Origin of the sequence: Avibacterium sp. 21-586, from assembly GCF_026226775.1 — a bacterium.
Taxonomy (GTDB): domain Bacteria; phylum Pseudomonadota; class Gammaproteobacteria; order Enterobacterales; family Pasteurellaceae; genus Avibacterium.
Genome location: NZ_JAKKOD010000002.1, coordinates 344,635 through 366,286, shown reverse-complemented (window position 1 = coordinate 366,286; position 21,652 = coordinate 344,635). Strand labels below are relative to the sequence as shown.

The 21,652-nt window shown below is 39.9% G+C and carries 24 protein-coding genes; 9 read left to right on the top strand and 15 right to left on the bottom strand.

All coding sequences use genetic code 11. From position 1 onward, the window contains the following. The first annotated feature begins 113 nt into the window (after nucleotides 1-113). The 4 genes from L5B71_RS09460 (at nucleotide 114) to cysE (ending at nucleotide 3,033) form a co-directional block, all read left to right on the top strand. Nucleotides 114-560, top strand: a complete 447-nt coding sequence (locus L5B71_RS09460) for a rhodanese-like domain-containing protein (protein ID WP_265758125.1) — start codon at nucleotides 114-116, stop codon at nucleotides 558-560. Between the two features lie 18 nt (nucleotides 561-578). After that, the gene (secB, locus tag L5B71_RS09455; protein ID WP_265758124.1) at nucleotides 579-1,085 is read left to right on the top strand and encodes a protein-export chaperone SecB; all 507 of its coding nucleotides are present in this window, start codon (nucleotides 579-581) and stop codon (nucleotides 1,083-1,085) included. Between the two features lie 135 nt (nucleotides 1,086-1,220). Further along, a complete protein-coding gene (gene gpsA / locus L5B71_RS09450) occupies nucleotides 1,221-2,234 on the top strand; it encodes an NAD(P)H-dependent glycerol-3-phosphate dehydrogenase (RefSeq protein ID WP_265758123.1) in 1,014 nt (337 codons plus the stop codon). Between the two features lies 1 nt (nucleotide 2,235). After that, nucleotides 2,236-3,033: a serine O-acetyltransferase gene (cysE, locus tag L5B71_RS09445; protein WP_265758122.1), complete on the top strand. Its 798-nt coding sequence runs from the start codon at nucleotides 2,236-2,238 to the stop codon at nucleotides 3,031-3,033. Between the two features lie 69 nt (nucleotides 3,034-3,102). Here cysE and purB read toward each other — a convergent pair whose 3' ends face one another. Further along, on the bottom strand, nucleotides 3,103-4,470 hold the full coding sequence (gene purB, locus L5B71_RS09440) for an adenylosuccinate lyase (protein WP_265758121.1): 1,368 nt from the start codon (nucleotides 4,468-4,470) through the stop codon (nucleotides 3,103-3,105). 12 nt (nucleotides 4,471-4,482) lie between these two features. Next, nucleotides 4,483-5,094: a high frequency lysogenization protein HflD gene (gene hflD / locus L5B71_RS09435; protein WP_265758120.1), complete on the bottom strand. Its 612-nt coding sequence runs from the start codon at nucleotides 5,092-5,094 to the stop codon at nucleotides 4,483-4,485. 281 nt (nucleotides 5,095-5,375) lie between these two features. Here hflD and L5B71_RS09430 point away from each other — a divergent pair, with 281 nt between their 5' ends. Next, nucleotides 5,376-5,786 (top strand): copper chaperone PCu(A)C, encoded by a 411-nt coding sequence (locus L5B71_RS09430; RefSeq protein WP_265758119.1) that lies wholly within the window; start codon nucleotides 5,376-5,378, stop codon nucleotides 5,784-5,786. On the opposite strand, the gene L5B71_RS09425 is transcribed toward L5B71_RS09430, so the two are convergent. The 8 genes from L5B71_RS09425 to yejK all read right to left on the bottom strand — a co-directional run bounded on the left by L5B71_RS09425 (nucleotide 5,778) and on the right by yejK (nucleotide 13,540). After that, the gene (locus L5B71_RS09425) at nucleotides 5,778-6,203 is read right to left on the bottom strand and encodes a GNAT family N-acetyltransferase (RefSeq protein WP_265758118.1); all 426 of its coding nucleotides are present in this window, start codon (nucleotides 6,201-6,203) and stop codon (nucleotides 5,778-5,780) included. The two genes, L5B71_RS09430 and L5B71_RS09425, sit on opposite strands and share 9 nt — an antisense overlap. A gap of 49 nt (nucleotides 6,204-6,252) precedes the next feature. After that, the gene (locus L5B71_RS09420) at nucleotides 6,253-8,124 is read right to left on the bottom strand and encodes a monovalent cation:proton antiporter-2 (CPA2) family protein (protein ID WP_265758117.1); all 1,872 of its coding nucleotides are present in this window, start codon (nucleotides 8,122-8,124) and stop codon (nucleotides 6,253-6,255) included. A gap of 539 nt (nucleotides 8,125-8,663) precedes the next feature. Beyond that, a complete protein-coding gene (gene rplL, locus L5B71_RS09415; protein WP_103854416.1) occupies nucleotides 8,664-9,035 on the bottom strand; it encodes a 50S ribosomal protein L7/L12 in 372 nt (123 codons plus the stop codon). Nucleotides 9,036-9,086: 51 nt separating this feature from the next. Continuing rightward, a complete protein-coding gene (rplJ, locus tag L5B71_RS09410) occupies nucleotides 9,087-9,578 on the bottom strand; it encodes a 50S ribosomal protein L10 (RefSeq protein ID WP_103854415.1) in 492 nt (163 codons plus the stop codon). Between the two features lie 298 nt (nucleotides 9,579-9,876). Further along, nucleotides 9,877-11,277 carry an envelope stress sensor histidine kinase CpxA gene (gene cpxA, locus L5B71_RS09405; RefSeq protein ID WP_265758116.1) on the bottom strand — a complete coding sequence of 467 codons (1,401 nt, stop codon included), beginning with the start codon at nucleotides 11,275-11,277 and terminating at the stop codon, nucleotides 9,877-9,879. A 14-nt stretch (nucleotides 11,278-11,291) separates the two neighbouring features. Further along, nucleotides 11,292-11,999 carry a response regulator gene (locus L5B71_RS09400; protein WP_265758115.1) on the bottom strand — a complete coding sequence of 236 codons (708 nt, stop codon included), beginning with the start codon at nucleotides 11,997-11,999 and terminating at the stop codon, nucleotides 11,292-11,294. A 49-nt stretch (nucleotides 12,000-12,048) separates the two neighbouring features. Then, on the bottom strand, nucleotides 12,049-12,459 hold the full coding sequence (gene bamE, locus L5B71_RS09395; RefSeq protein WP_265758113.1) for an outer membrane protein assembly factor BamE: 411 nt from the start codon (nucleotides 12,457-12,459) through the stop codon (nucleotides 12,049-12,051). 64 nt (nucleotides 12,460-12,523) lie between these two features. Further along, nucleotides 12,524-13,540 (bottom strand): nucleoid-associated protein YejK, encoded by a 1,017-nt coding sequence (yejK, locus tag L5B71_RS09390; protein WP_265758112.1) that lies wholly within the window; start codon nucleotides 13,538-13,540, stop codon nucleotides 12,524-12,526. A gap of 118 nt (nucleotides 13,541-13,658) precedes the next feature. Between yejK and L5B71_RS09385 the strand changes: the two genes are divergently transcribed. The 3 genes from L5B71_RS09385 (at nucleotide 13,659) to L5B71_RS09375 (ending at nucleotide 16,919) form a co-directional block, all read left to right on the top strand. Further along, nucleotides 13,659-13,880 (top strand): YejL family protein, encoded by a 222-nt coding sequence (locus tag L5B71_RS09385; RefSeq protein ID WP_265758111.1) that lies wholly within the window; start codon nucleotides 13,659-13,661, stop codon nucleotides 13,878-13,880. A 4-nt stretch (nucleotides 13,881-13,884) separates the two neighbouring features. Continuing rightward, nucleotides 13,885-15,630 (top strand): DUF3413 domain-containing protein, encoded by a 1,746-nt coding sequence (locus L5B71_RS09380; protein WP_265758110.1) that lies wholly within the window; start codon nucleotides 13,885-13,887, stop codon nucleotides 15,628-15,630. A 299-nt stretch (nucleotides 15,631-15,929) separates the two neighbouring features. Then, the gene (locus L5B71_RS09375) at nucleotides 15,930-16,919 is read left to right on the top strand and encodes an amidohydrolase family protein (RefSeq protein WP_265758109.1); all 990 of its coding nucleotides are present in this window, start codon (nucleotides 15,930-15,932) and stop codon (nucleotides 16,917-16,919) included. 81 nt (nucleotides 16,920-17,000) lie between these two features. On the opposite strand, the gene L5B71_RS09370 is transcribed toward L5B71_RS09375, so the two are convergent. The 4 genes from L5B71_RS09370 to L5B71_RS09355 are packed head-to-tail and all read right to left on the bottom strand — an operon-like array spanning nucleotide 17,001 to nucleotide 20,227. Further along, nucleotides 17,001-17,633 (bottom strand): hypothetical protein, encoded by a 633-nt coding sequence (locus tag L5B71_RS09370; protein WP_265758108.1) that lies wholly within the window; start codon nucleotides 17,631-17,633, stop codon nucleotides 17,001-17,003. A gap of 1 nt (nucleotide 17,634) precedes the next feature. Continuing rightward, nucleotides 17,635-18,696: a beta-ketoacyl synthase N-terminal-like domain-containing protein gene (locus tag L5B71_RS09365; protein ID WP_265758107.1), complete on the bottom strand. Its 1,062-nt coding sequence runs from the start codon at nucleotides 18,694-18,696 to the stop codon at nucleotides 17,635-17,637. A 2-nt stretch (nucleotides 18,697-18,698) separates the two neighbouring features. Next, the gene (locus L5B71_RS09360; protein WP_126370692.1) at nucleotides 18,699-18,983 is read right to left on the bottom strand and encodes an acyl carrier protein; all 285 of its coding nucleotides are present in this window, start codon (nucleotides 18,981-18,983) and stop codon (nucleotides 18,699-18,701) included. Next, entirely contained in the window at nucleotides 18,983-20,227 is a 1,245-nt protein-coding gene (locus tag L5B71_RS09355; protein WP_265758106.1) for an ABC transporter permease, read from the bottom strand. The genes L5B71_RS09360 and L5B71_RS09355 overlap by 1 nt, the downstream gene beginning before the upstream one ends. Nucleotides 20,228-20,392: 165 nt before the next feature. Here L5B71_RS09355 and L5B71_RS09350 point away from each other — a divergent pair, with 165 nt between their 5' ends. Beyond that, nucleotides 20,393-20,845 (top strand): DUF2846 domain-containing protein, encoded by a 453-nt coding sequence (locus L5B71_RS09350; protein WP_265758105.1) that lies wholly within the window; start codon nucleotides 20,393-20,395, stop codon nucleotides 20,843-20,845. 96 nt (nucleotides 20,846-20,941) lie between these two features. Here the strand turns inward: L5B71_RS09350 and L5B71_RS09345 are convergent, their stop codons facing one another. Next, nucleotides 20,942-21,649, bottom strand: coding sequence for an ABC transporter ATP-binding protein (locus tag L5B71_RS09345; RefSeq protein WP_265758104.1), 708 nt, complete (start codon nucleotides 21,647-21,649; stop codon nucleotides 20,942-20,944). Between the last annotated feature and the right edge of the window lie 3 nt (nucleotides 21,650-21,652).

The window sequence follows — 21,652 nt, the reverse complement described above, 5'->3', positions numbered from 1 at the left end:
ACCATCATTACAAACTAGAAATTTAGCAGACTTTCTTTGAAAGATGAATAAAGTGCGGTTATACTTAGCTTCCAATTTAGATTTGGCCCTTTAAATTAAAAACAGAGAGTAAAATGCAAGAATTTATTCCTATGGCAACCGAGTTTGTCAAACATCATACATTAATGGTTATTGCTTGGATCGCAGTATTTGTTATGGTAATTTACACCTATTTCAAAGCCATCACATCAAAAGTAAAAACTATTGATAACTCACAATTAGTTAGCCTAATTAATAATCAAGATGCTGTCGTAATTGATGTGCGAACCCTTGACGAATTTGATCGTGGACATATTATCCACAGCGTCCATTTATTACCGAGTGAGATTAAAAACCAAAATATCGGTAAAATTGAGCATCATAAAGAAACACCTCTGGTATTGGTTTGTGCAACAGGTATGACTGCAGGAGCATCTGCAGATCTATTAGTTAAACAAGGATTTAACAACGTGTACATATTAAAAGAAGGTATCGCTGGTTGGCGTTCAGCGAATTTACCATTAGTGAAAAAAGATAAATAACTCACAGAGGAATAGAAAATGACTGAGCAAAATCAAGAAGTTGCAACAGAAGCACAAGCAACAGAAGCCGTATTACAAATTCAGCGCATCTATATTAAAGATGTGTCTTTTGAGGCACCAAATCTTCCACATATTTTCCAACAAGAGTGGAAACCTCAGCTTTCTTTTGACTTAAACACAGAAGTGGTTGAATTAGGTGAAGATCTTTATGAAATTTGTTTAAACATTTCCACCGAAACCACCCTTGAAGAAAGCGGAGATGTCGCATTTATTTGTGAAGTAAAACAAGCAGGCGTATTTACTGTGAGTGGTCTTGAAGGCGTTCAACTTGCCCATTGCTTAACCTCACAATGCCCAAATATGCTTTTCCCTTATGCGCGAGAATTAATTGCAAGCCTTGTAAACCGTGGCACATTCCCACCATTAAATCTTTCTCCTGTAAACTTTGATGCGCTCTTTATGGAATATTTAGAGCGTCAACAAACGGAACAAGCACAAAGTGAACCACCTGAAAAGGTTAATTAATCAATAATGAAGTGGGCAAAATGCCCACTTTCTTTAATTAACAGTTATTCCCAGTCAAATCTAACTAAGTTAAACTCAAGGTGCAAAACACTAGAGTATTATTCATCTTTATATTGATGATGGGGAGCCTTATTAATGTACGACAGCATCTCAAATTCACCTATTACCGTCATCGGCGCAGGATCTTACGGTACAGCATTGGCAATTAGTTTTTCTCGTAACAATTCTCCCACCTATCTTTGGGGGCACGATCTAAAACATATGCAACGTCTAGATGAAGAACGCAACAACCAAGCCTTTTTACCGAATATACCTTTCCCTAGCACGCTTGAAATTGAAGGTAATTTAGCTAGTGCGGTGAAAAAATCACGCGATTTATTAATCGTTGTACCTAGTCATGTTTTTGGTGACGTACTTGACAAAATTCAACCGCACTTACACCCTCATCACAGGATCGTATGGGCAACAAAAGGATTAGAGCGCGATACAGGACGATTGCTACAACAGGTTGTAGAAGAGAAATTTGGCTCGCAATATCCTCTTGCCGTGCTTTCAGGCCCTACTTTTGCCAAAGAATTAGCTGCAGGTTTGCCTACCGCAATTGCCCTTGCTTCACACGATCAAGACTTTGCTGAGGAATTTCAAGCTCGTATTCATTGTAGTAAGCACTTTCGTGTTTACATTAATCACGATATGATAGGCGTCCAAATTGGTGGGGCACTGAAAAACGTTATTGCGATTGGTGCTGGAATGTCAGATGGGATGGGCTTTGGAGCAAATGCTCGCACGGCGTTAATCACTCGTGGGTTAGCCGAAATTAGTCGATTAGGCGAGTCATTAGGGGCAAACCCAAACACTTTTATGGGGATGTCAGGATTAGGTGATTTAGTGCTAACCTGCACCGATAATCAATCTCGTAATCGTCGTTTTGGCGTTATGCTAGGTCAAGGTAAAACGACAGATCAAGCGCTAACTGAAATAGGCCAAGTAGTAGAAGGTTTTTATAATACTAAAGAAGCTTATCTACTCGCACAGCAACAAGGTATTGAAATGCCCATCACCGAACAGATCTATCAAGTATTATTCTGTGGTAAAAATGCTCAAGATGTAGCATTAAGTCTACTTGGCCGAGCACGTAAAGGAGAATAAAATGGCTGCTGAAGTTTGGAATTTATTACGCCAAGAAGCAAAGGAACTGACAGAGTGTGAACCCATGCTCGCCAGTTTTTTTCATTCTACTATCCTAAAACATCAAAATCTCGGCAATGCTTTGAGTTATATTCTCGCCAATAAATTGGCCAATCCTATTATGCCTGCTATTGCATTAAGAGAAATTATCGAGGAAGCCTACCAAGCTGAACCAGATATTATTAGTAGTGCGGCTTGTGATATTCGAGCAGTACGACAACGAGATCCTGCTGTCGAATTATGGACTACTCCATTACTCTATTTAAAAGGTTTCCAAGCGTTACAAAGTTACCGTATTACGCATTATCTATGGAGGAAAAACCGTCAAGCTCTCGCTATCTATCTACAAAACGAGATCTCTGTTGCATTTGATGTGGACATACACCCTGCGGCAAGAATCGGATGTGGAATTATGTTCGATCACGCCACAGGAATTGTCATTGGTGAAACCTCTATAGTAGAAAATGATGTCTCCATTTTACAAGGCGTTACACTAGGCGGAACAGGTAAAGAATCGGGAGATCGCCACCCCAAAGTACGGGAAGGTGTAATGATTGGTGCTGGAGCCAAGATTCTCGGTAATATTGAAATAGGACGCTACGCCAAGATAGGAGCAAATTCAGTCGTATTACAACCGGTCCCAGAATATACTACTGTGGCAGGTATTCCTTCAAAAACGATTAGCAAACACAAAGATGCTAAACCTGCTTTCGAAATGAATCAATGCTTTATTGATGATAAAATAAACTTAAATATCTAATTAATGTCATTATTGCTAAACGCCAAAGGTAGTGTAATAATCATTACCCCACCTTTGGGGGAAACCCAATTAAAGTTTTTCCACTAACGCCACCGCAGCGCCAATATAAGTGGCTGGGGTAAGTTGTTGTAAGCGTTGCTTTTCGTGTGCTGGAATGGCTAACTTTTCAATAAAATCACGCATTGCTTGCTCATCAACACGTTTACCACGTGTTAATTCTTTCAATTTTTCGTAAGGTTTTTCAATGCCATAACGGCGCATTACAGTTTGAATTGGCTCAGCCAGTACTTCCCAGTTTTGGTTGAGTTCATCACGCAAGTGCTGCTCGTTCACTTCAAGTTTGCTAATGCCTTTTCGTGTGGCCGCATAAGCAATTAAACAATACCCCAAGCCCACGCCCAGATTACGCAACACGGTAGAATCCGTTAAATCACGCTGCCAGCGAGAAATTGGCAATTTTGCCCCTAAATGCCCCATTACTGCGTTCGCAATGCCCAAATTGCCTTCTGAGTTTTCAAAATCAATCGGATTCACTTTGTGTGGCATTGTTGATGAGCCAATTTCCCCAGCAATGGTGCGTTGTTTGAAGTGATTTAATGCAATATAGCCCCATAAATCGCGATCAAAATCGATAATAATGGTGTTGAAACGCGCAATGTTATCAAACAATTCGGCAATGTAATCGTGCGGTTCAATTTGGGTGGTGTAAGGATTCCACTTAATACCTAAACAAGTGACAAATTCTTCGCTGAATCTATGCCAATCTACATCAGGATAAGCGGATAAATGGGCATTATAGTTCCCTACTGCGCCGTTCATTTTGCCAAGAATTTCAATCTCTTGCAGTTGTTTAAACTGACGTTTTAAGCGGTACACCACATTCGCCATTTCTTTCCCAACGGTGGAAGGAGAAGCAGGTTGACCGTGGGTGCGAGAAAGTAACGGGATCGCTTTGTATTCTTGTGCTAGTCGCTCAATTTCAGTAATTAATTTTTGCCATTCAGGCAAAATCACTTCTTCACGCGCCGTTTTCAACATTAAGGCGTGAGAAAGGTTGTTAATATCTTCAGAGGTACAGGCAAAATGGATAAACTCGCTCACCGCAGCTAATTCTTCAAGTGCGGTGGTTTTTTCTTTCAAAAAGTATTCCACCGCTTTCACATCGTGGTTAGTGGTTTTTTCAATTTCTTTGATACGCTGCGCATCCGCTAAACTGAAATTCGCCACAATCTCATCAAGGTAATCGTTTGCTTTTTGTGATAAAGAAGGAACTTCTTGAATTTGTGCAGTTGCCGCCAATTTTTGTAGCCAACGAACTTCTACCGTAACACGGAATTTGAGCAAGCCGAATTCGCTAAAAATAGCACGCAAAGCCGTTGTTTTGTCTTGATAACGACCATCAATCGGGGAAATCGCGGTAAGTGCGTTTAATTCCATAAGAAAGAACTCCTAAAGGGTTGAGTAAATTTGTTGTGCCGTTGTGGCGATTTTGCCACGGGAAAAAAGAAATTGATATTTTTTGCCGCCCACTTGACGCCATAGCACCGCCGAGCGAATACCTGCTAATAGACTTGCGCGAATACGGTGTTGAATGCCTTGTTGCTGCAAATAATCTGGCGCCCCAAGTACCTGGATACGGCTACCTAACGGGCTTATGACGTCTACATAAATACTAGCGAGATTGCTTATCATCTGCTCATCAAGCAAATCATAAAAATTCAGCTGTGAAGGCAAATAGGCGATGCGTTGCGCCAATTCAGTCTTTGCTTTTGGCGATTTACTCAGCTTGCCTTCCAACGCCAGCAAGCTCACCCAGTAGCGAGTTAACTCCGCATCTCTGCCATTTAGCTGTTCCATCAAGGTTTGCAAGCCTACTTTCAAGTTTGCCGCCTCACCGCCATAAACCGCCAAAGTATTTTCAGGCGAAGTTTGTAATAAGCTTTGTAGGCTGGCGTTGAAGGCCGAACTATCGGCATTGCCATGATGAGCGAATTGTTTTACTAGCGTTGCCGCTTGGCATACACCAGCAAGAGCAAGGGTGATGTCGTAATAATCTGCCATTTTGCTATGAATGTTGTATGAAAATTGTTATGTGGGCGAGAATCTCTCAAAAACTGGAGCAATATAGCATTTTTCGCCTTGCTTTAAAAGGCAAACAAGAAATGAAAGCAAAATGACAAATTCTTGCTAGGGTCTGTTGATAATTTATTTTGTATTTGAGCTGGAGGCTATTTTTTGTGAGAACAAGGTGAATATGGTAAAGTTTAGTTATTCTAAACAAGCCACAGACCTTGCAATCTGGCGGTTTTATTTCAATCTATTTTAATAAAAAGGAGAATCCAATGAACACGATGAAAAAAATCGGCTTAATTTGCACCGCACTTTTCCCACTCATTGCCCAAGCGGAGATTATCGCGAGCCAAGCCACCATCTTCCCTACAGAAAAAGCAGGGCAACCAAGCGCGATCTTTATGCAGCTGCAAAACACTGGCAATGAAACTGTTAATCTGCTTTTTGCCGAAAGCCAACAGCCCGCGCGCCTAGAATTACACGGAATACACAACGGCAAAATGCACGCACTCAATGGCATTGAAATCCCCGCCAAGCAAAGCATCAGCCTAAAACGCGGTGGTTTACACATTATGGTTTTCGATCTCACCCAGCCAATCCAACAAGACAAAACTTTCCCGTTCAAGCTGTTTTTTGATAATGGGGAAGTGGTGGCGGTTGAAGCTACGACTCAATCAAAGTAAATTTTTAGAAAAATAATTTAAATGCGTTTGTAGCACCCAGCCTTGTTGTTGCCAGAATTGAGTGGCTTGTTGATTATGGCTAAAAGCTAACAAACGCCCTTTTGTAATTTTTTTCTTAGCAAGGGCTTGTTCTAAATGTTGAACTAACGCTTTTCCAATTCCTTTACCTTGCTGATTTTGTGCTACTGCAGTATGGTAGATTGTCGCACGCCGCCCGTCAAAACCACACATAATCACACCGACGACTTGTTTATTATGTACTGCTACATAATTCAAATCAGGGTTAAAACGTAGAAATTCACCTATTGCATCAGGATTATCATCAAGAGGATTGAGATCCATTCCATCAATACTTTGCCACAGTTGATAAACTGATTCGTAATGACTTAATTGCATTGGTTCAATTGTAAAATCCATTGTTTATCCTTAAGTCTTGTAAAAGTATGAGAAAACGCACCGCACTTAGTTACTCCCCCGCTCGATTCTCTTCCCCGGGTTTCCAATCCACTTCACCGCCAGCAAGCAAGATTAGCATCATCGACTTGGTTTCTTGCTCAAGTTCTTTGGCGCGAGCGATCATTCGTTCGTTGCTAAATACGGAAATTTCAGGATCGTAAAGGCTTGCCATTTCGGCTAAGCCGTGGCGATCGCGGTGATAATAAAATTCTGCAATGTGCTTGGCTTTTTCTTTGTCCATTCCAAGCTGCTCTAGGGCTAAACGACCACTGCGAATAGCGGAGTCGAAGGTTTCTCGTACAATATTTCTTGCACCAGCACGGTACAAATCATAAACATGCAAGCGATCATAAGCGCGGGTAATAATCGGTAAATTCGGGTAAAAATGATGGGCAAAATGTGCAATCTGTATGGCCTGTTCTTTGTCATCAAGCGCAATGACCAATAATTTTGCTTTCGCAATACCTGCAGTTTCCAACAAGTCAGAGCGTGAGCCATCACCAAAATAGGTTTTTAAACCAAAACGTGATAGCCCCTCCACCAAAGTAGCATCATAGTCAATAACTGTCGGCTTGTAGCCGCAACTCATTAACATTCCACTGATAATTTGCCCGTAACGTCCGTGACCGATAATGAGTACGTCATTTTGATCTTTAATCGTGTCGTTTTCGTGCTGTTGTTGGTGGCTTGCACGCGGTACAATCAGTTTATCATAAGCAATAAACAAGAAAGGCGTGAGCAACATTGAAATCGCTACGGCAAGCAATAATTTGTCGGTGATTTCTCTCGGTAAAATACCGTTTTGTTGGCTGAAAGAAAGTAACACAAAGCCAAACTCCCCCGCAGGAGCAAGGCTTAAGGCGAATAAATTTCGATTAAGGCGATCCAAACGGAAGAGTAACCCCAATCCCCATAAAAGAATGGCTTTGATGAGAATAAATAATAGCGTAATGCCTAAAATCAGCGTAAAGTCATTGAATAATAAGCTAAAATTAATATCTGCACCTACGGTGATGAAAAACAAACCAAGCAATAAGCCTTTGAAAGGCTCAAGATTACTTTCTAGCTCGTGGCGATATTCGCTATTTGCCAATACCACCCCCGCTAAGAATGTGCCTAAAGCAGGCGAAAGACCGATCGCCGACATCATTGCAGCAATCCCAATCACCAGTGCTAAAGCAAATGCAGTGAAAATTTCACGCATTCTTGACGCAGCAATATAGCGAAAAATAGGACGGGCAAGAAAATAGCCTCCAAAAATAATTGAGCCGATAACGCTAAAAGTTATCAGTGTTTTTACATAATTATTCACGCCATCTAATAAATTGCCTGAATGTTGCTCTGCACTATGCAAACTATCGATCAATTCAGGCGAAGCAAGCATTGGCAAGAAAGCTAAAATCGGAATAATTGCAATATCTTGGAATAAAAGCACGGAAAAGCTGCTTTGCCCGCCTGGACTATTAAGTAAATGCTTTTCCCCTAAGGTTTGCAATACAATCGCGGTGGACGACACCGCCAACACACAGCCAATGGCAATACTCATTTGCCAACTAAAATCAAAAAGATGAGCGATTCCAGCTATTGCGCCAATAGATAGAATAACCTGCAAGCCACCCAAGCCGAGCAATTTGGTGCGCAATGCCCATAGCATTTTAGGATCAAGTTCTAAACCGATTAAAAATAACATCATCACTACGCCAAATTCAGCAACGTGTTGCACGCGTTCTGCTTCCTGCCCGACTAAGCCTAAAATCGGCCCAATCGCCACCCCTGCCAACAAATAACCTAGCACCGAGCCTAATCCTAATCGCTTGGAAATTGGCACTGCCACCACTGCGGCAAATAGATAGATAAACGCAGAAATGAGTAATGATGTCATAGTAAATTATTTCCCTTATAACGATTAATAAAAATCGTGATAAGCCTAGCATAGAATGAATATTTAACCAAAGATCTGTGAGAAATAAAAAGTCAAGAGAAAAGTACCGCACTTGAAAGTATTCCAATATCATGTTGATGATTATACTTTCCCCTCTATCATTACCTATATAGTCTTGTTGCTATGTCAGTCATAAAATGGGTTTTCTTTATTAAGCAATCAATGCAGAAAAATTTATTTTTTGAGCCCGAAGTAATTGCATATTCTGTAACAAATTTACTGTACATATCGCCTAATTCTGCGACCTTATTTTATCGCAAAAGCAGAGAAAGTTATTGCCCCAAATTTCTATTTTGCAACAATGAGTTAAGAGTAATTTAGATTATTATCTAGGGCTATCCCTTATCTAATATCATCTATAGTAAATCATCTAATTTCATTAAATACAATATAATTCTAAAACTATTTTTAACATACAAAAAACCCCGATATCGCTATCGGGGTTTTTAGAACCAGAATTGGTCGCAGAAAAATCAAAATTATTTGATTTCTACTTGTGCACCAGCTTCTTCTAATTCTTTCTTAAGTGCTTCAGCTTCAGCTTTAGCTACACCTTCTTTTAAGGTTGCTGGAGCAGATTCAACTAAGTCTTTAGCTTCTTTTAAGCCTAAGCCAGTTGCACCACGTACTGCTTTGATAACTGCTACTTTGTTAGCACCTGCTGCTGCAAGAACTACATCGAATTCAGTTTTCTCTTCTGCTGCACCCGCATCACCGCCAGCCGCTACTGCTACTGCAGCCGCTGCTGCTGAAACACCGAATTTTTCTTCCATCGCAGAGATTAATTCTACGATTTCAGTTACTGATTTAGAAGCAATCGCTTCAATAATTTGTTCGTTAGTTAATGACATAACAATCAATTCCTAAAGTAAATAAGTTAAACCTGGTAAGAAACGCTTTGATTAAGCTGCTTCTTGTAATTTGTCGCGTAATGCTGCAAGAGTGCGAACAAGTTTGCCTGCCGCAGCTTCTTTCATTGTACCCATTAAACGTGCAATTGCTTCTTCGTAAGTCGGTAATGTTGCTAAGAATTCAACATCTTGGATCTTACCTTCAAAGGCTGCACCTTTAATTTCAAACTTATCATTTGCTTTTGCAAAATCTTTGAACAAACGTGCTGCTGCACCTGGGTGTTCAGTAGAGAATGCGATAAGTGTTGGACCTACAAACGCATCTTTTAAGCATTCGTAATCAGTGCCTTCAACTGCACGGCGTAATAAAGTGTTACGCACAACACGCATTGAAACACCAGCTTCACGAGCTGCTTTACGTAATTCAGTCATTTTATCAACGGTTACACCACGAGAATCCGCGATAACTGCTGATAGGGCACCTTTGGCTGCTTCATTTACTTCAGCAACAATTGCTTGTTTGTCTTGAAGATTTAATGCCATTGGCTGTTAGCTCCTGATACACTCCGCCTAAGCGGAACTTCTAAAAAATCTCAAAAAATCAACCGCACTTTTACTGCAAGGCAATTTCTTTTTTGAGGCTAAGGTGTCCAGAAGCAGAAAATTCTGTCTGTCCACCATCTACGCAGGCGTTAAAATTAAGAAATGATTCGCATCATTTCGCCTACGGTCTTGGACGGGGCTTGATATTGGTAAGCACCATCATAATTTGTGCAGTGCACAAAATAGGTCGGCTATTTTAATCTATATTTGATAAAAGTAAAGAAAAAGTTCATCGAAATTATTCGAAAATCCATAAAGGTAAGGAAAGCTTGATTCTTAACCCACCTAATTCACTATGTCTCGCAATCACGTATCCTTGGTGCTCATTAATGACGTTTGCTACAATTGCAAGACCTAGCCCCGTACCGCCTGTTTCTCTCGTCCTCGCCTCATCAATACGATAAAATGGTTTAAAAATATTACTATATTCTGAATCAGGAACGCCATCTCCATCATCATCAATTGCGATGACAAGCATATCTGATTCAATAAAAATAGTCGTCTCAATTTTTGATTTCGTATATTTCAGCGCATTACGTAATACATTTTCCACTGCACTACAAAGCAAGGTTTTATTTCCATTAATGTAATATTTAGCTGGATTATTGATCAATAAATGTACTTTAAATTGTAATTGACGCTGTTCTGCCTCAAATTGATTATCTTTAATAATCTCTTGCCAAATGTCAGAAATTGGAAAAATTTCACGCAACATATGGCTATTTAGCTGTTGACGAGAAAGTAATAATAAATCATTTATCATTTCATCTAGTCTAATAGCCTCTTTTTCAATGCGCTCTATCTCTGCATTATGACCAATCCTACGCCTTAACAAAGCTAAGGCTAGCTGTAATCGGGTGAGAGGCGTTCTAAGTTCATGTGATATAGAAGATAATAAGGTCTGCTGATTTGATAGTAAATCTTCAAGCGCAACTGTCATTCGGTTAAAACTTTGTCCAACTTGGCGTAATTCTAAAGTTCCTTGTGTCTCCAAAGATTTGTCCACTTTAAAATTTCCTAATGCCACGTGATTAGCCGCTTGTTGTAATTGACGTAATGGTCGCCCAATACTACGAGATAACCACCATAGCAAGGGAGTAGAAATGAACATTACAAATAAAATGACAATATAAGGGCGGTCAAAAATATAAGAAACTATTTCTTGTTGTGGGTTCACTTTACTCAAAAAATAAAGCTTATATTGCGCTTCTTTTTTCTCCAATTCTAAATGGACAGTAAAGGGGCCAACCACCTGTAAATCATAGAAATTCTTTTTTAAGGGTCTAGATAATACAGTAGTATTATACATAAACTGTTGTATGGCAGAAATTTCTATTTTTTTTCTTGTACCAAAAAGATTCCCGTCTTCATCCACTAAAACGGGGCGTATCCCGTCAAGCTCATCAAAAGCAACCACGGGCAGACCTGATAAAATGTGCCTAAGTTGATTAGTTCGAATTGCGTTACTGATTTCCCCATAATAGCCTGAAATCTCATCGCTATTTAGGTTAGAATAGCTTCTTGAATCAAAATAAGGTAGCATAAAAATCAATGCAAAAAGGAGTGTAAAGGCTAACCAGAATAGTGCAAAAATTCTGATAGATAATGTGTTCAGAAAGGTGGGTTTAGCAATATTCATTGGTCAAAATCTGCCTACTTTTCGCCCACAAAGAAATAACCTTTTCCACGCAATGTTTTAAACCAAGGTAAGTCATTTTTACGCTTGGGTAATTTTCGCCGTAAGTTAGATATATGCATATCAATAGAGCGATCAAAAGGAGTAAGCGATTTCCCTAATACTGTTAGGCTTAAATGTTCCCGAGATAATGCCTGACCGGGGTTAGACATTAAGCTTTGTAACAGGGCAAATTCTGTACCAGTAAGCTCTAGATCTCTCTCTTTATAAATTGCTTGCTGGCGCTTTGGGTATAGAACCAAATCTTCAAATTGAAGCTGAGTGGGACGCTCGTTTTTCTCATTATCTTCATTGCGCAAAGTGTGAGATTCTGTGCGGCGTAAAATTGCCTTAATGCGTGCCACTAATTCTCGGTCATTAAAAGGCTTGGCTAAATAATCATCCGCACCTAGCTCTAAACCTAAAACGCGATCAATCTCATCACCTCGTGCGGTAAGCATCATAACTGGAATAGATAAATTCTGTCGAATTCTTTTCAACGTCTCAATACCATTTAAAACAGGCATCATTATATCCAGTAAAACTAATTGATAACTTTCATCTAATTTTTCTAAACAAACTTTGCCATTATTTGCCGTTTCCACTTCAAATCCTTCAATTCGAAGTAGTTCAGCTAATAATTCAAGTAATTCCAGATCATCATCAACCACTAATAGCTTTGCCATACCCGCTCCTAACAACAGAAAATGGTTAAACCAACTCCAGTATTTCCTTCTACTTCCAGAATTGCCACCAATGTTTTTCTACAGCAACTGCCTTAATAATTGCATTATTAATCTCTTTTTTATCTGAATCTGGTAAAGGTTTGTCTAAATCAATATGAGTAACAATGCCACGATCATCAAAATTCACCACAAAAGTATGTTGCTCTGGTGTTTGATACGCTTTTTGAACAAGGAATACATAGTACCAAGTATTATGACTAAAAGGATCAATTAATACAGGAGTACCTAATAAATATTGAACTTGTTGATTATTCATCCCTACCTTAACTTGGTCAACCGTTGCGGCTTCAAGATAATTTCCTTGTGGTACATCAATACGATATACCACTTTGCTAACGGTTGAACAAGCTGTTACGCTTAGTGCTAACATTGCTGCTGTAATAAGAGTTTTTAACTGCATATTCGTTACCTTTTATTCTTTAATAATTAAGCGGATAATACCTAAACTTCTCCATATTGCCAAATTAATTCTTATCTTTTAACCAACGTTGTAATTGATCGCGCAAATTTGGCGGCAAACCTTTAATGGTCAGTATATCGTCCATTTCATCCCAAATCACACGTTGGTTAATTAGCTCTGCGTCAAAACTGATGGTGACCCCTTTGCCTGAGCCTGAAAACTTGGTTAAGCCTTTCAACGCTGAACGCACAGGTGGGATATGCTCTTCTAAGCCGTAATCTTGCGTTTGGGTAAAATCTGCAAAAGACTGCTCGTTTAGAGTCGGCAGATTATCGGAAAGTTCCCGCAATTCAATTTCTTCTCCTGCACTCATTTGTCCTTTGCAATATTCAAACACTTGCTTTTTCACCGCTTGCGATTGCTCATTATTTAATTCGCCTTGTTCGCAATAATCGCTCACTGCTTGCAATAAACATTGGTTTTGCACTTGGGGATTTAAGCCTTCTTCCGCTTGTAGAAAATCCATAAAAAAGTCGGCAATTTTACGCCCCACTTTGCCTTTAATAAAAGTAAGATAGCGGTTGGAATTGGCGTCCACTTGCAAATCAGTCAGGTTAATGCGTGCAGCAATGTCAAATTGAGTGAGGTCCAAATATTGCGTACGATGAATTTCTAAATTTTCGTCCACCAACATACTGGCTCGGCTATCAAGCAAGGCAATAAATAAATAATCGGTGGCTAAAAAATTATATTGGCACAGCACGAACGTTCCGCTATCAGCAAAACTATACTTGCCTAACTCTTGGGCGAGTTTTTGCGCCGATTGGTGGCTAAACGGCAGGAAATCTAATTCATTTTCGAGAAAACGGTTAAGATTTTGCGCAAACGCTGAAGCCTCTTCAAACACGCCATAGGCTTTGGCTTTATTTTGATAGCCTTGGTGTAAGTGTAACATCATTTGTTCGACTTCAGGGCTAATGAGCAACAGCTCATTGCGCAGCTGCACATCAAGTTGAATGGCCTCTTCTTGCTGGTGTTTGACCAATTGGTGTAACACAATTTGCTTAACCGTAATACTCATTTTTTAATCCATATTTATAAAAACAAATTTGTGCGATATTATAACCGCACTTTAGGCGAAAATATGCTAGCATACGCAAAATTATTCTCAGCCTTCAAATTTAACAACAATATTCATTATGGCGAAACAATCAAAATTTCAAGATAAACAAGTCGATACGTTATTAAATGAACTCATTGCCGTGTTTGAAAAACATCAAACCCCGGTGGATTTATCTTTAGTGGTGTTAGGCAATATGGTTACCAATGTGCTAAAAAATAATATGGGACAACAGCAACGTATCGCCCTTGCACAAACTTTTTCTGACGCGCTAATGAATTCCTTAAAAGAGAAACAATAATCAAATGTTTGGCATTAAAACAAGCAAACAATATCGTGAAAACACCTCGCGAAAAATCGCTTGGGGGCATTGGTTTGCTTTTTTTAACATCCTTTGGGCGATTGTGATTGGTGCGCGTTACGCCTTTTTGATCGATTGGCCAGACACACTATTTGGCAAGCTCTATTTTTTCATCAGCCTGCTCGGGCATTTTAGTTTTATTGTTTTTTCCCTGTATTTACTGATTATTTTTCCGCTCAGTTTTATCGTAAAAAACAACCGCACTTTCCGTGGGCTGAGTGTGATTCTCACCACCATTGGTGCCACCTTATTATTAGTCGATACCGAAGTTTTTGCACGCTTTAATTTTCACCTTTCTTCGTTAGTGTGGAATTTATTGGTGAATCCTGATAATGGTGAACTTTCGCGCAACTGGCAACTATTCTTCGTGCCAATGCCGATTATTCTATTGATTCAAATGCTGTTTTCTCGTTGGTCGTGGGAAAAATTGCGCAGTCTTGAACGACAAAAATGGCTCAAGGGCGTGGGCGTATTCTTTGTTTGCACCTTTATTGCCACCCATTTAATTTATGCTTGGGCAGATGCCTTTATCTATCGCCCAATCACAATGCAGAAATCCAACTTTCCGCTCTCTTACCCAATGACGGCGCGCTCTTTCTTGGAAAAGCACGGTTTCTTAGATAAGGATCAATATAGCCAAACCCTAGAACAAGAAGGGCGGCCTGAAGCCTTAAAGATCGATTACCCGAAATCGCCATTGCATTTTACTCCAGTTAAGCCGAGCAATATTCTGATGATCACGGTATCTGGGCTACGTTATGATGCCGTTAGTGCAGACAAAATGCCAAAACTCAGCGCCTTTGCCGAGCAAGCCACGCAGTATCTCAATCATTACAGCACGGGCAATAACAATAATACCGCCTTAACTGGTTTGTTCTACGGATTAACAGCGAATTACACCGATAGCTTATTAAGCAATAAAACGCCTTCTGTACTGATTCGTGTACTCACTGAAGAAAAATCGTCTTATCAACTGGGATTATTTGCCAGCGATGGATTTCACGCTAGCTTGTTAAGCCAGAATGTGTTTAATCAGCAAAAATTAAATCACAAAGTTCGCAGTAACCAAGCCAGCGTGCAGCAATGGCAAAATTGGTATGCGAAACGCAATAGCGAAAAGCCTTATTTCAGCTATTTAAGTTTGACTATTCCACAAGGCTTAAATGAAACAGGCTATGCCCTTCAACTGAATGAATTAGACGGCTTGCTAGATAGCGTATTAAATCAAGTTGATCGTCAAAATACGTTAATTTTGATCACCGCCGAAGAGGGCTATCACTTCAAGCCATTAAGTGAGAAACAACAAATCAATTATTTTGCACCAGAACAAATTCAGGTTCCGCTGATTATTGCGTGGCAAGGGTTAGCGCAAGGTCAAGTCGAAAAACTCACCAGCCACACAGACATTTTGCCTGCCTTAATGAAACATTTATTTGGCGTGCAAAATCCTGCTTCCGATTATGCGCAGGGCGTGGATTTATTTAACCCTACATTACGCCGCACTTGGGTGCAAGCTGGCAATTATCGCTGGAATGTAATCATAACCGCTAATGGCACACAATATCACATTGATCGGCGCGGAAATTATCAAAAATATGACCGCACTTATGAAAAAGCCTCTTCACGCACGCCACCGCTGGGCTTGTTCCTAGAAGTGTTTAACCAAGATAGTGCATTTTTTGAAAAATAAAATGCAGAAAATTTAGACAACCAATAGTTAAAACCAATTATATTTTTACTATTGAACCGCTTATACTATCGCCCCAACAAAGGCATTTCGCCTTCTTATTATTCAAATCAATCTGGACAAGATAGAATGTTATTAAGTAAAAATCTGCGAATTTTTCATAACATTACACAACATACCAATCAAGACACTCACCGCTTGAGCGCAAAGCTATTTTCTCTTAATAACAAGATCCCACTTTATTGGGATTTTTTCATATCTAGCCTATTGTCCGCCTCGCTTTCATTATTACGGAGAAAATTATGCGTAATCACGTTCGTAGCTTTAAAACCTATATCAGAGATGAAATTATCAAGAAAGGCGGTTGGGTAAACTCTCACGCTCACGCAGACCGTGCATTCACGATGACGCCGGAAAAAATCGGCATTTATCACAGTAGTAATTTACAACAAAAATGGGATTTAGTGGACGAAGTGAAACGCACTTCCACCGTAGATGACTATTATGCACGCTTTTGCCAAGCCATTGAATTAATGATCTCGCAAGGGGTAACGGCATTTGGCACCTTCGTAGATATTGATCCGATTTGTGAAGATCGCGCTATCATCGCCGCCCACAAAGCCCGTGATGTGTATAAACACGACATCACCCTTAAATTCGCCAATCAAACCCTAAAAGGTGTAATCGAACCCACCGCGAAAAAATGGTTCGATATTGGCTCGGAAATGGTGGATATGATAGGCGGGCTGCCTTATCGCGATGAGCTGGATTACGGACGTGGCTTGGAAGCGATGGATATTCTGCTCGATAAAGCTAAATCTCTCGGTATTATGTGCCACGTTCACGTTGATCAATTCAACACACCAAAAGAAAAAGAAACGGAACAGCTGTGCGATAAAACCATTGAACACGGAATGGAAGGACGCGTGGTGGCGATTCACGGCATTTCCATCGGCGCACATTCCCGTGAATATCGCTACAAACTGTACGAAAAAATGCGCCAAGCGCAAATGATGATGATCGCCTGCCCAATGGCGTGGATCGACAGTAACCGTAAAGAAGATTTAATGCCGTTCCATAATGCCCTCACCCCAGTTGATGAAATGATCCCCGAAGGCATCACCGTTGCCATTGGCACAGATAACATCTGCGATTATATGGTGCCACTATGTGAAGGGGATATGTGGCAAGAACTCAGCCTACTCGCCGCAGGCTGCCGCTTCCCAGATTTAGACGCAATGGTAAACATCGCCAGTATCAATGGACGAAAAGTGTTGGGGTTAGATATTTAACCTCCACAAATAAAAATCCTCCATCATGATGGAGGTGATTTTTTCACCTTATCAGACTCTCTTATTTTTGCATAATACTTTTTATGCGCCAATATTAAAATTCTGTCCGTTCAATGCAAAATGCAAATAATGGTTTTCAGGCATAGAATAAGGTGCAGTAGAAAAATTTGGCGAATTTTGCACCGCGCTTGTTGTTAGCGTATTTTCTCCTGTGGCATTACTGAGCAACCACCAGCAGCTTCCTTCCCATTCCGTATCAGTGGGCGATTCAAATCCCCAGCCTAACAATACTTGATCCGTTATGCCGTTTTTCAATTCTGTTTGCAGCAGTTGTAATGGCTGCGCCTTATCTTCTGGTGAAGTGATTAAGAAAATGCTATTGCCTGTGGTTTGCAACAGCTGCGACAGCTGAAAAACCGTCGCGTTATTGAGATTTGCCATAAAATCCAACGGACTAGGTAAGTCTTGTTCCATTAACTGGTGGAATAATTTGTTGAATTTACTTGGTGAATTAAAGGGGGAAGCCAAGTAAATGGCTGTATTTGGCGTAATATAGGGCTTTAGCGGTAATGCTCCAAGCAAGCAGAGCTGGGTAAATTTGCTTAAACGGCGAGCGTCCACGCCAAACGCTTTAAGCTGTTGGCGTAGCTCCGCCTCACTCTGCCCTTGAGTGATAAATTGGCTTTGCTGTTGGAGATAACTGTTTGATTTCATTTTAATTACGCTTTCCTTGCCAGTGAAGAATCCAAGCAATATTGCTGCCACCAAAGCCTAAAAAATAATTCAAATAATAGCCAGTGGAAAGTGGTTGCGATTGCTGATCTATCGCACCTTGTGGCGTGATGAACAGGCAATCTGCGTTCTCTTGTTGTAATTGCTGCCAAAGCCATGCGGTTTCCATTGTCCCACTTGCACCTAAACTATGCCCAAGGTAAGGTTTTGCTAAAAAGCAAGGAATAGCCGCAAATTGATGTTGTAAAAATGCGATTTCCATTTCATCGCTGTTTCCACCTACAGCGTGAACTTTAATGCCAGCTAGTTGATGAGCTTGCAATCCTGCCTTATGCAAACAATTTCCGATCAGTTGAGCAAATGCGTCTGCGGAGCTATTGGTGAGATTATGGTAATCCGTAATGGTGGTGATGGCAGAAATTTCTAGCTTTTTCTCTGGATTTGGTTGATTTTCCAATACCACGCAAGCGATGCCTTCCCCTAAAATAATGCCGTTACTTTGTACAAAAGGCTGATAGGGGAAATTTTCCGCCAGCAAATGCATTGCGTTGAAATGTTCAAAGGTTAAACGGTTAAACATTTCAAATCCAACCACCAAAGCACGTTCACATTGTCCTTGCGCAATCATTTGATAAGCATAGCCCATTGCCTGTGCAGATGAAGTGCAAGACGTGGCAAAGCTGAAAACCTGTGTTTGATAGCGAGCTTTTAGTCGTTCCGCGATCACCGCTAGGCAGTATTCTTGCGGTAAAGGTTGATTGTTTTGCCAACGAAATTCGCAATCACTCATTAAATACGCCGTTGAGCCTAAAAGAATGGGGGCATTGTGCAATCTATCAGCTTGCCAACCCCGTTGCGTTAATAGGTTGTCAATGTGATTTTCTAAATAAGTGCAGAGCTGCTCGAAATTCAGCAGCGGTTGCTCAAAAGCACGAAAATAGGGCAAATTCTGCGTTTGCCCAAGCATTGAAGATTGCTGCCAAGGATTGAGTTTGGCAGTTTGTGCATTTTGCTGGCTGACTGCGGTGATATAAACTTTTTGCATTGTTAAGAATGTTGGTTACGAATAAAGCTCGCTAAATCACGAATATTCATCATATGCTTACGCACCATTCGATCGCCATTTAATCTCACTTTAAAATGGGCTTGCAGTGCCACCGCAATTTGCAGCGCATCTAAAGAATCTAACTGGATACGGCTTTGTTCACCAAATAACGGCTCATCATCGCTAATTGTGCTGGGATCAATGTCCATTTTATCGCTTTCTTGCACGATCAAGTTTTTCAGTTGTTGTTCTAACTCAGGTTGGCTGAGAGTAAAAATGTAGCTCATTAAAATCTCGCTTGTGTTTTGAGTTGATAGGCGTAAACTAGCACAGCAATCAATAGCATCGCTGCACCAAATCCCGTTAAAAGCCAAAGTTCAGGCTGAATTTGCATTAAGGTTGTCTGATTTAATAATAGCTGCTGAAATGCCGTTAATGCCCACCCCATTGGTGAAAATTGGGCGATTTTTTGCATAATCTCAGGCATTACATAGGTTGGCACCATAATGCCACCAATAGCTGCCATAATGATAATGCCACCGCCACCTAGCACCACGGCTTGTTCTGTGGTGCGTGCAATCACACTAATTAATAAGCCGTAACCTAACGCAGAAAGGCTTACCGTAGCTGACAGCACCGCGTAATACCACCATTCACCATTTAAGCTAAAAGCGGGCATAGCAAGCATAGGTAGTACCCAATAGCCTAGGGCGATCATTCCAATAAATTGGCATTGATTGATAAAAAAATACGGCACTAATTTTGCCAAAATCAGTTGCAAACTTGAGGCTCTTGCCAAACGCAGACGAGTAAGCGTGTTGGTTTGTCGCTCCATCGCCATTACGTTAGAAAGGGGTATCATAATAAAGAACATACCAAAAATTAACCACGCAGGCACGCTATGTTGCACCGCATTAGGCTGACTAACCCTTTCCCCTTGACGGTTAAGATAAATTTCCTGCCAGCGTTCTCGTGCCAAATAAATATTTATTTCATTGAATTTTTTATCCAACGCTTGATTAACTTCTTTCTGAATTTGTTTCATCGGATTGCGTTGATTATTTTTCAACACAATGTGATTATCTTTGGAATAACGCTCAAGCCGTTGCTGGCTATAATGTTTTTGCAAGATACCTTTCACCCCAAGCAACCACGCACGATCCACACTAGGATTAAGCCAAAGTTGCAAAGGCTGTTCTTCTTTTAGGGCATTTTTATCTTGATTTGGATTAACCACAATCAAAGCAAATTTTTCTTGCTGCAAATCTTGCTGATAAGCCTCTAATTGCGCAATATCCCCTTGTTTTATGAGCAATTCCTCTTGTTGTAGTGCGCTAAAAAATCCGTCATTGAGGGGATCATTTGGCGTGCCTAGTAGCAAAATTTCGCCACGATTACCTAATTCCTTTTCACTGCTTAACGCTGCGGACATAATCAACATAAATAAAATCGGCATAATAAATAATACTGCTACACCGTGCAGATCGCGACTTAATAGGCGTAATTCTTTAAATATAGAGGATAATATCATATAAATTGTTTGGGCTATTCTAGTTCCTAAAAACTTGTGATGTTGTGCAAGTTTAAAGTAATGCTTTTAATAACACTATAATTTTTTTGAGATAATTATTTGCAGTTGCATTATTTTTATACTACTATGACCGCACCTATTTTATATATTTTATAAGGATTTTCTATGCGAAAGTTAGTTCAAGTTGTAAGTTTTATCATGGTATTGCTTTTAACCGCTTGTGCAAGAGTTCCTCTAACTACTTCTGAGCAGGATGCGCAAGCAAAGCAATTTAATGCGCCACCAAAAGACCAAGCAGGTTTATATGTCTATCGAGAAAAACATTTCGGAGGATATGCATTAAGAAAATCAATTAGTATTGATGGTGAGGAAATTGGTTCTTTAGTTCGAGGAACTTTTTTATATACGCACCTTCCTGCTGGTAAGCATCAAATTTCCACTTATTCTCAATTTGGTAAAAATCATATAGAGTTATCGATGGAAGGTGGAAAAAACTATTTTGTAAGACAAAAATTAAAAATGGGTATTGGTTTCGCTGGAGCTGAGCTGGTTGAAGTTTCAGAATCTCAAGGTAAGAGAGACATATCATCATTAAAAAGAGTGAAGACACGATATTAAGGTATAATATATTTCCAATAATAGATTAATTATTGCTAAACAAATTTATTTTAGCGATAAGTTAAAACAACTAAAGACTTGCTAATTAGCAAGTCTTTAGTTATCTAAAAAATCCAAATAAAAATGCTCAAGGCTTTGCCCTTCCGCAAGAATGCCTTTTATTTGACCTTGATAAATCAATTTTCCTTCATTTAATAAAACTAATTTATCGCATAATTGTTCGATTTCTTGCAGATAATGTGAGGTGTAAATCACCGTGATACCTTGCTGAGTTAATTCCGCTACGGAATTTAAAATAAATTGGCGAGATTGGGGATCAATGCCAACCGTAATTTCATCTAAAAAAATGACTTTAGGGCGATTAATTAAACCAATAGCGAAATTTAAACGGCGTTTTAATCCGCCTGATAAATGCTTTGCCAATCTTGATTTATAAGAAGTTAGCCCCACTTTTTCCAATAATTCAATGAGCCAGTTTTTATCATTGATATGATAAAGTGCAGCGAAAAATTTTAAATTTTCCCATACCGTTAATAAAGGATAAAACGCAAAATCCTGTGGTACTAAAGAAATTTGATGACGCTGTTTTTTGCTTAACTTGTGAAACGGTACTCCTTCAAAATAAATCTGCCCTTGCTGCACCGCTTGTAACCCACAAAGCAAAGACATCAATGTCGTCTTCCCTGCGCCATTAGGGCCAAGCAAACCGATAGCGGAGCCTTTTTTGATTTGCAGATGTATACCGCTTAAAGCTAAGTTTGAACCATTAGGGTATTGATGGCTGAGTTTATCAATATCAATCATACT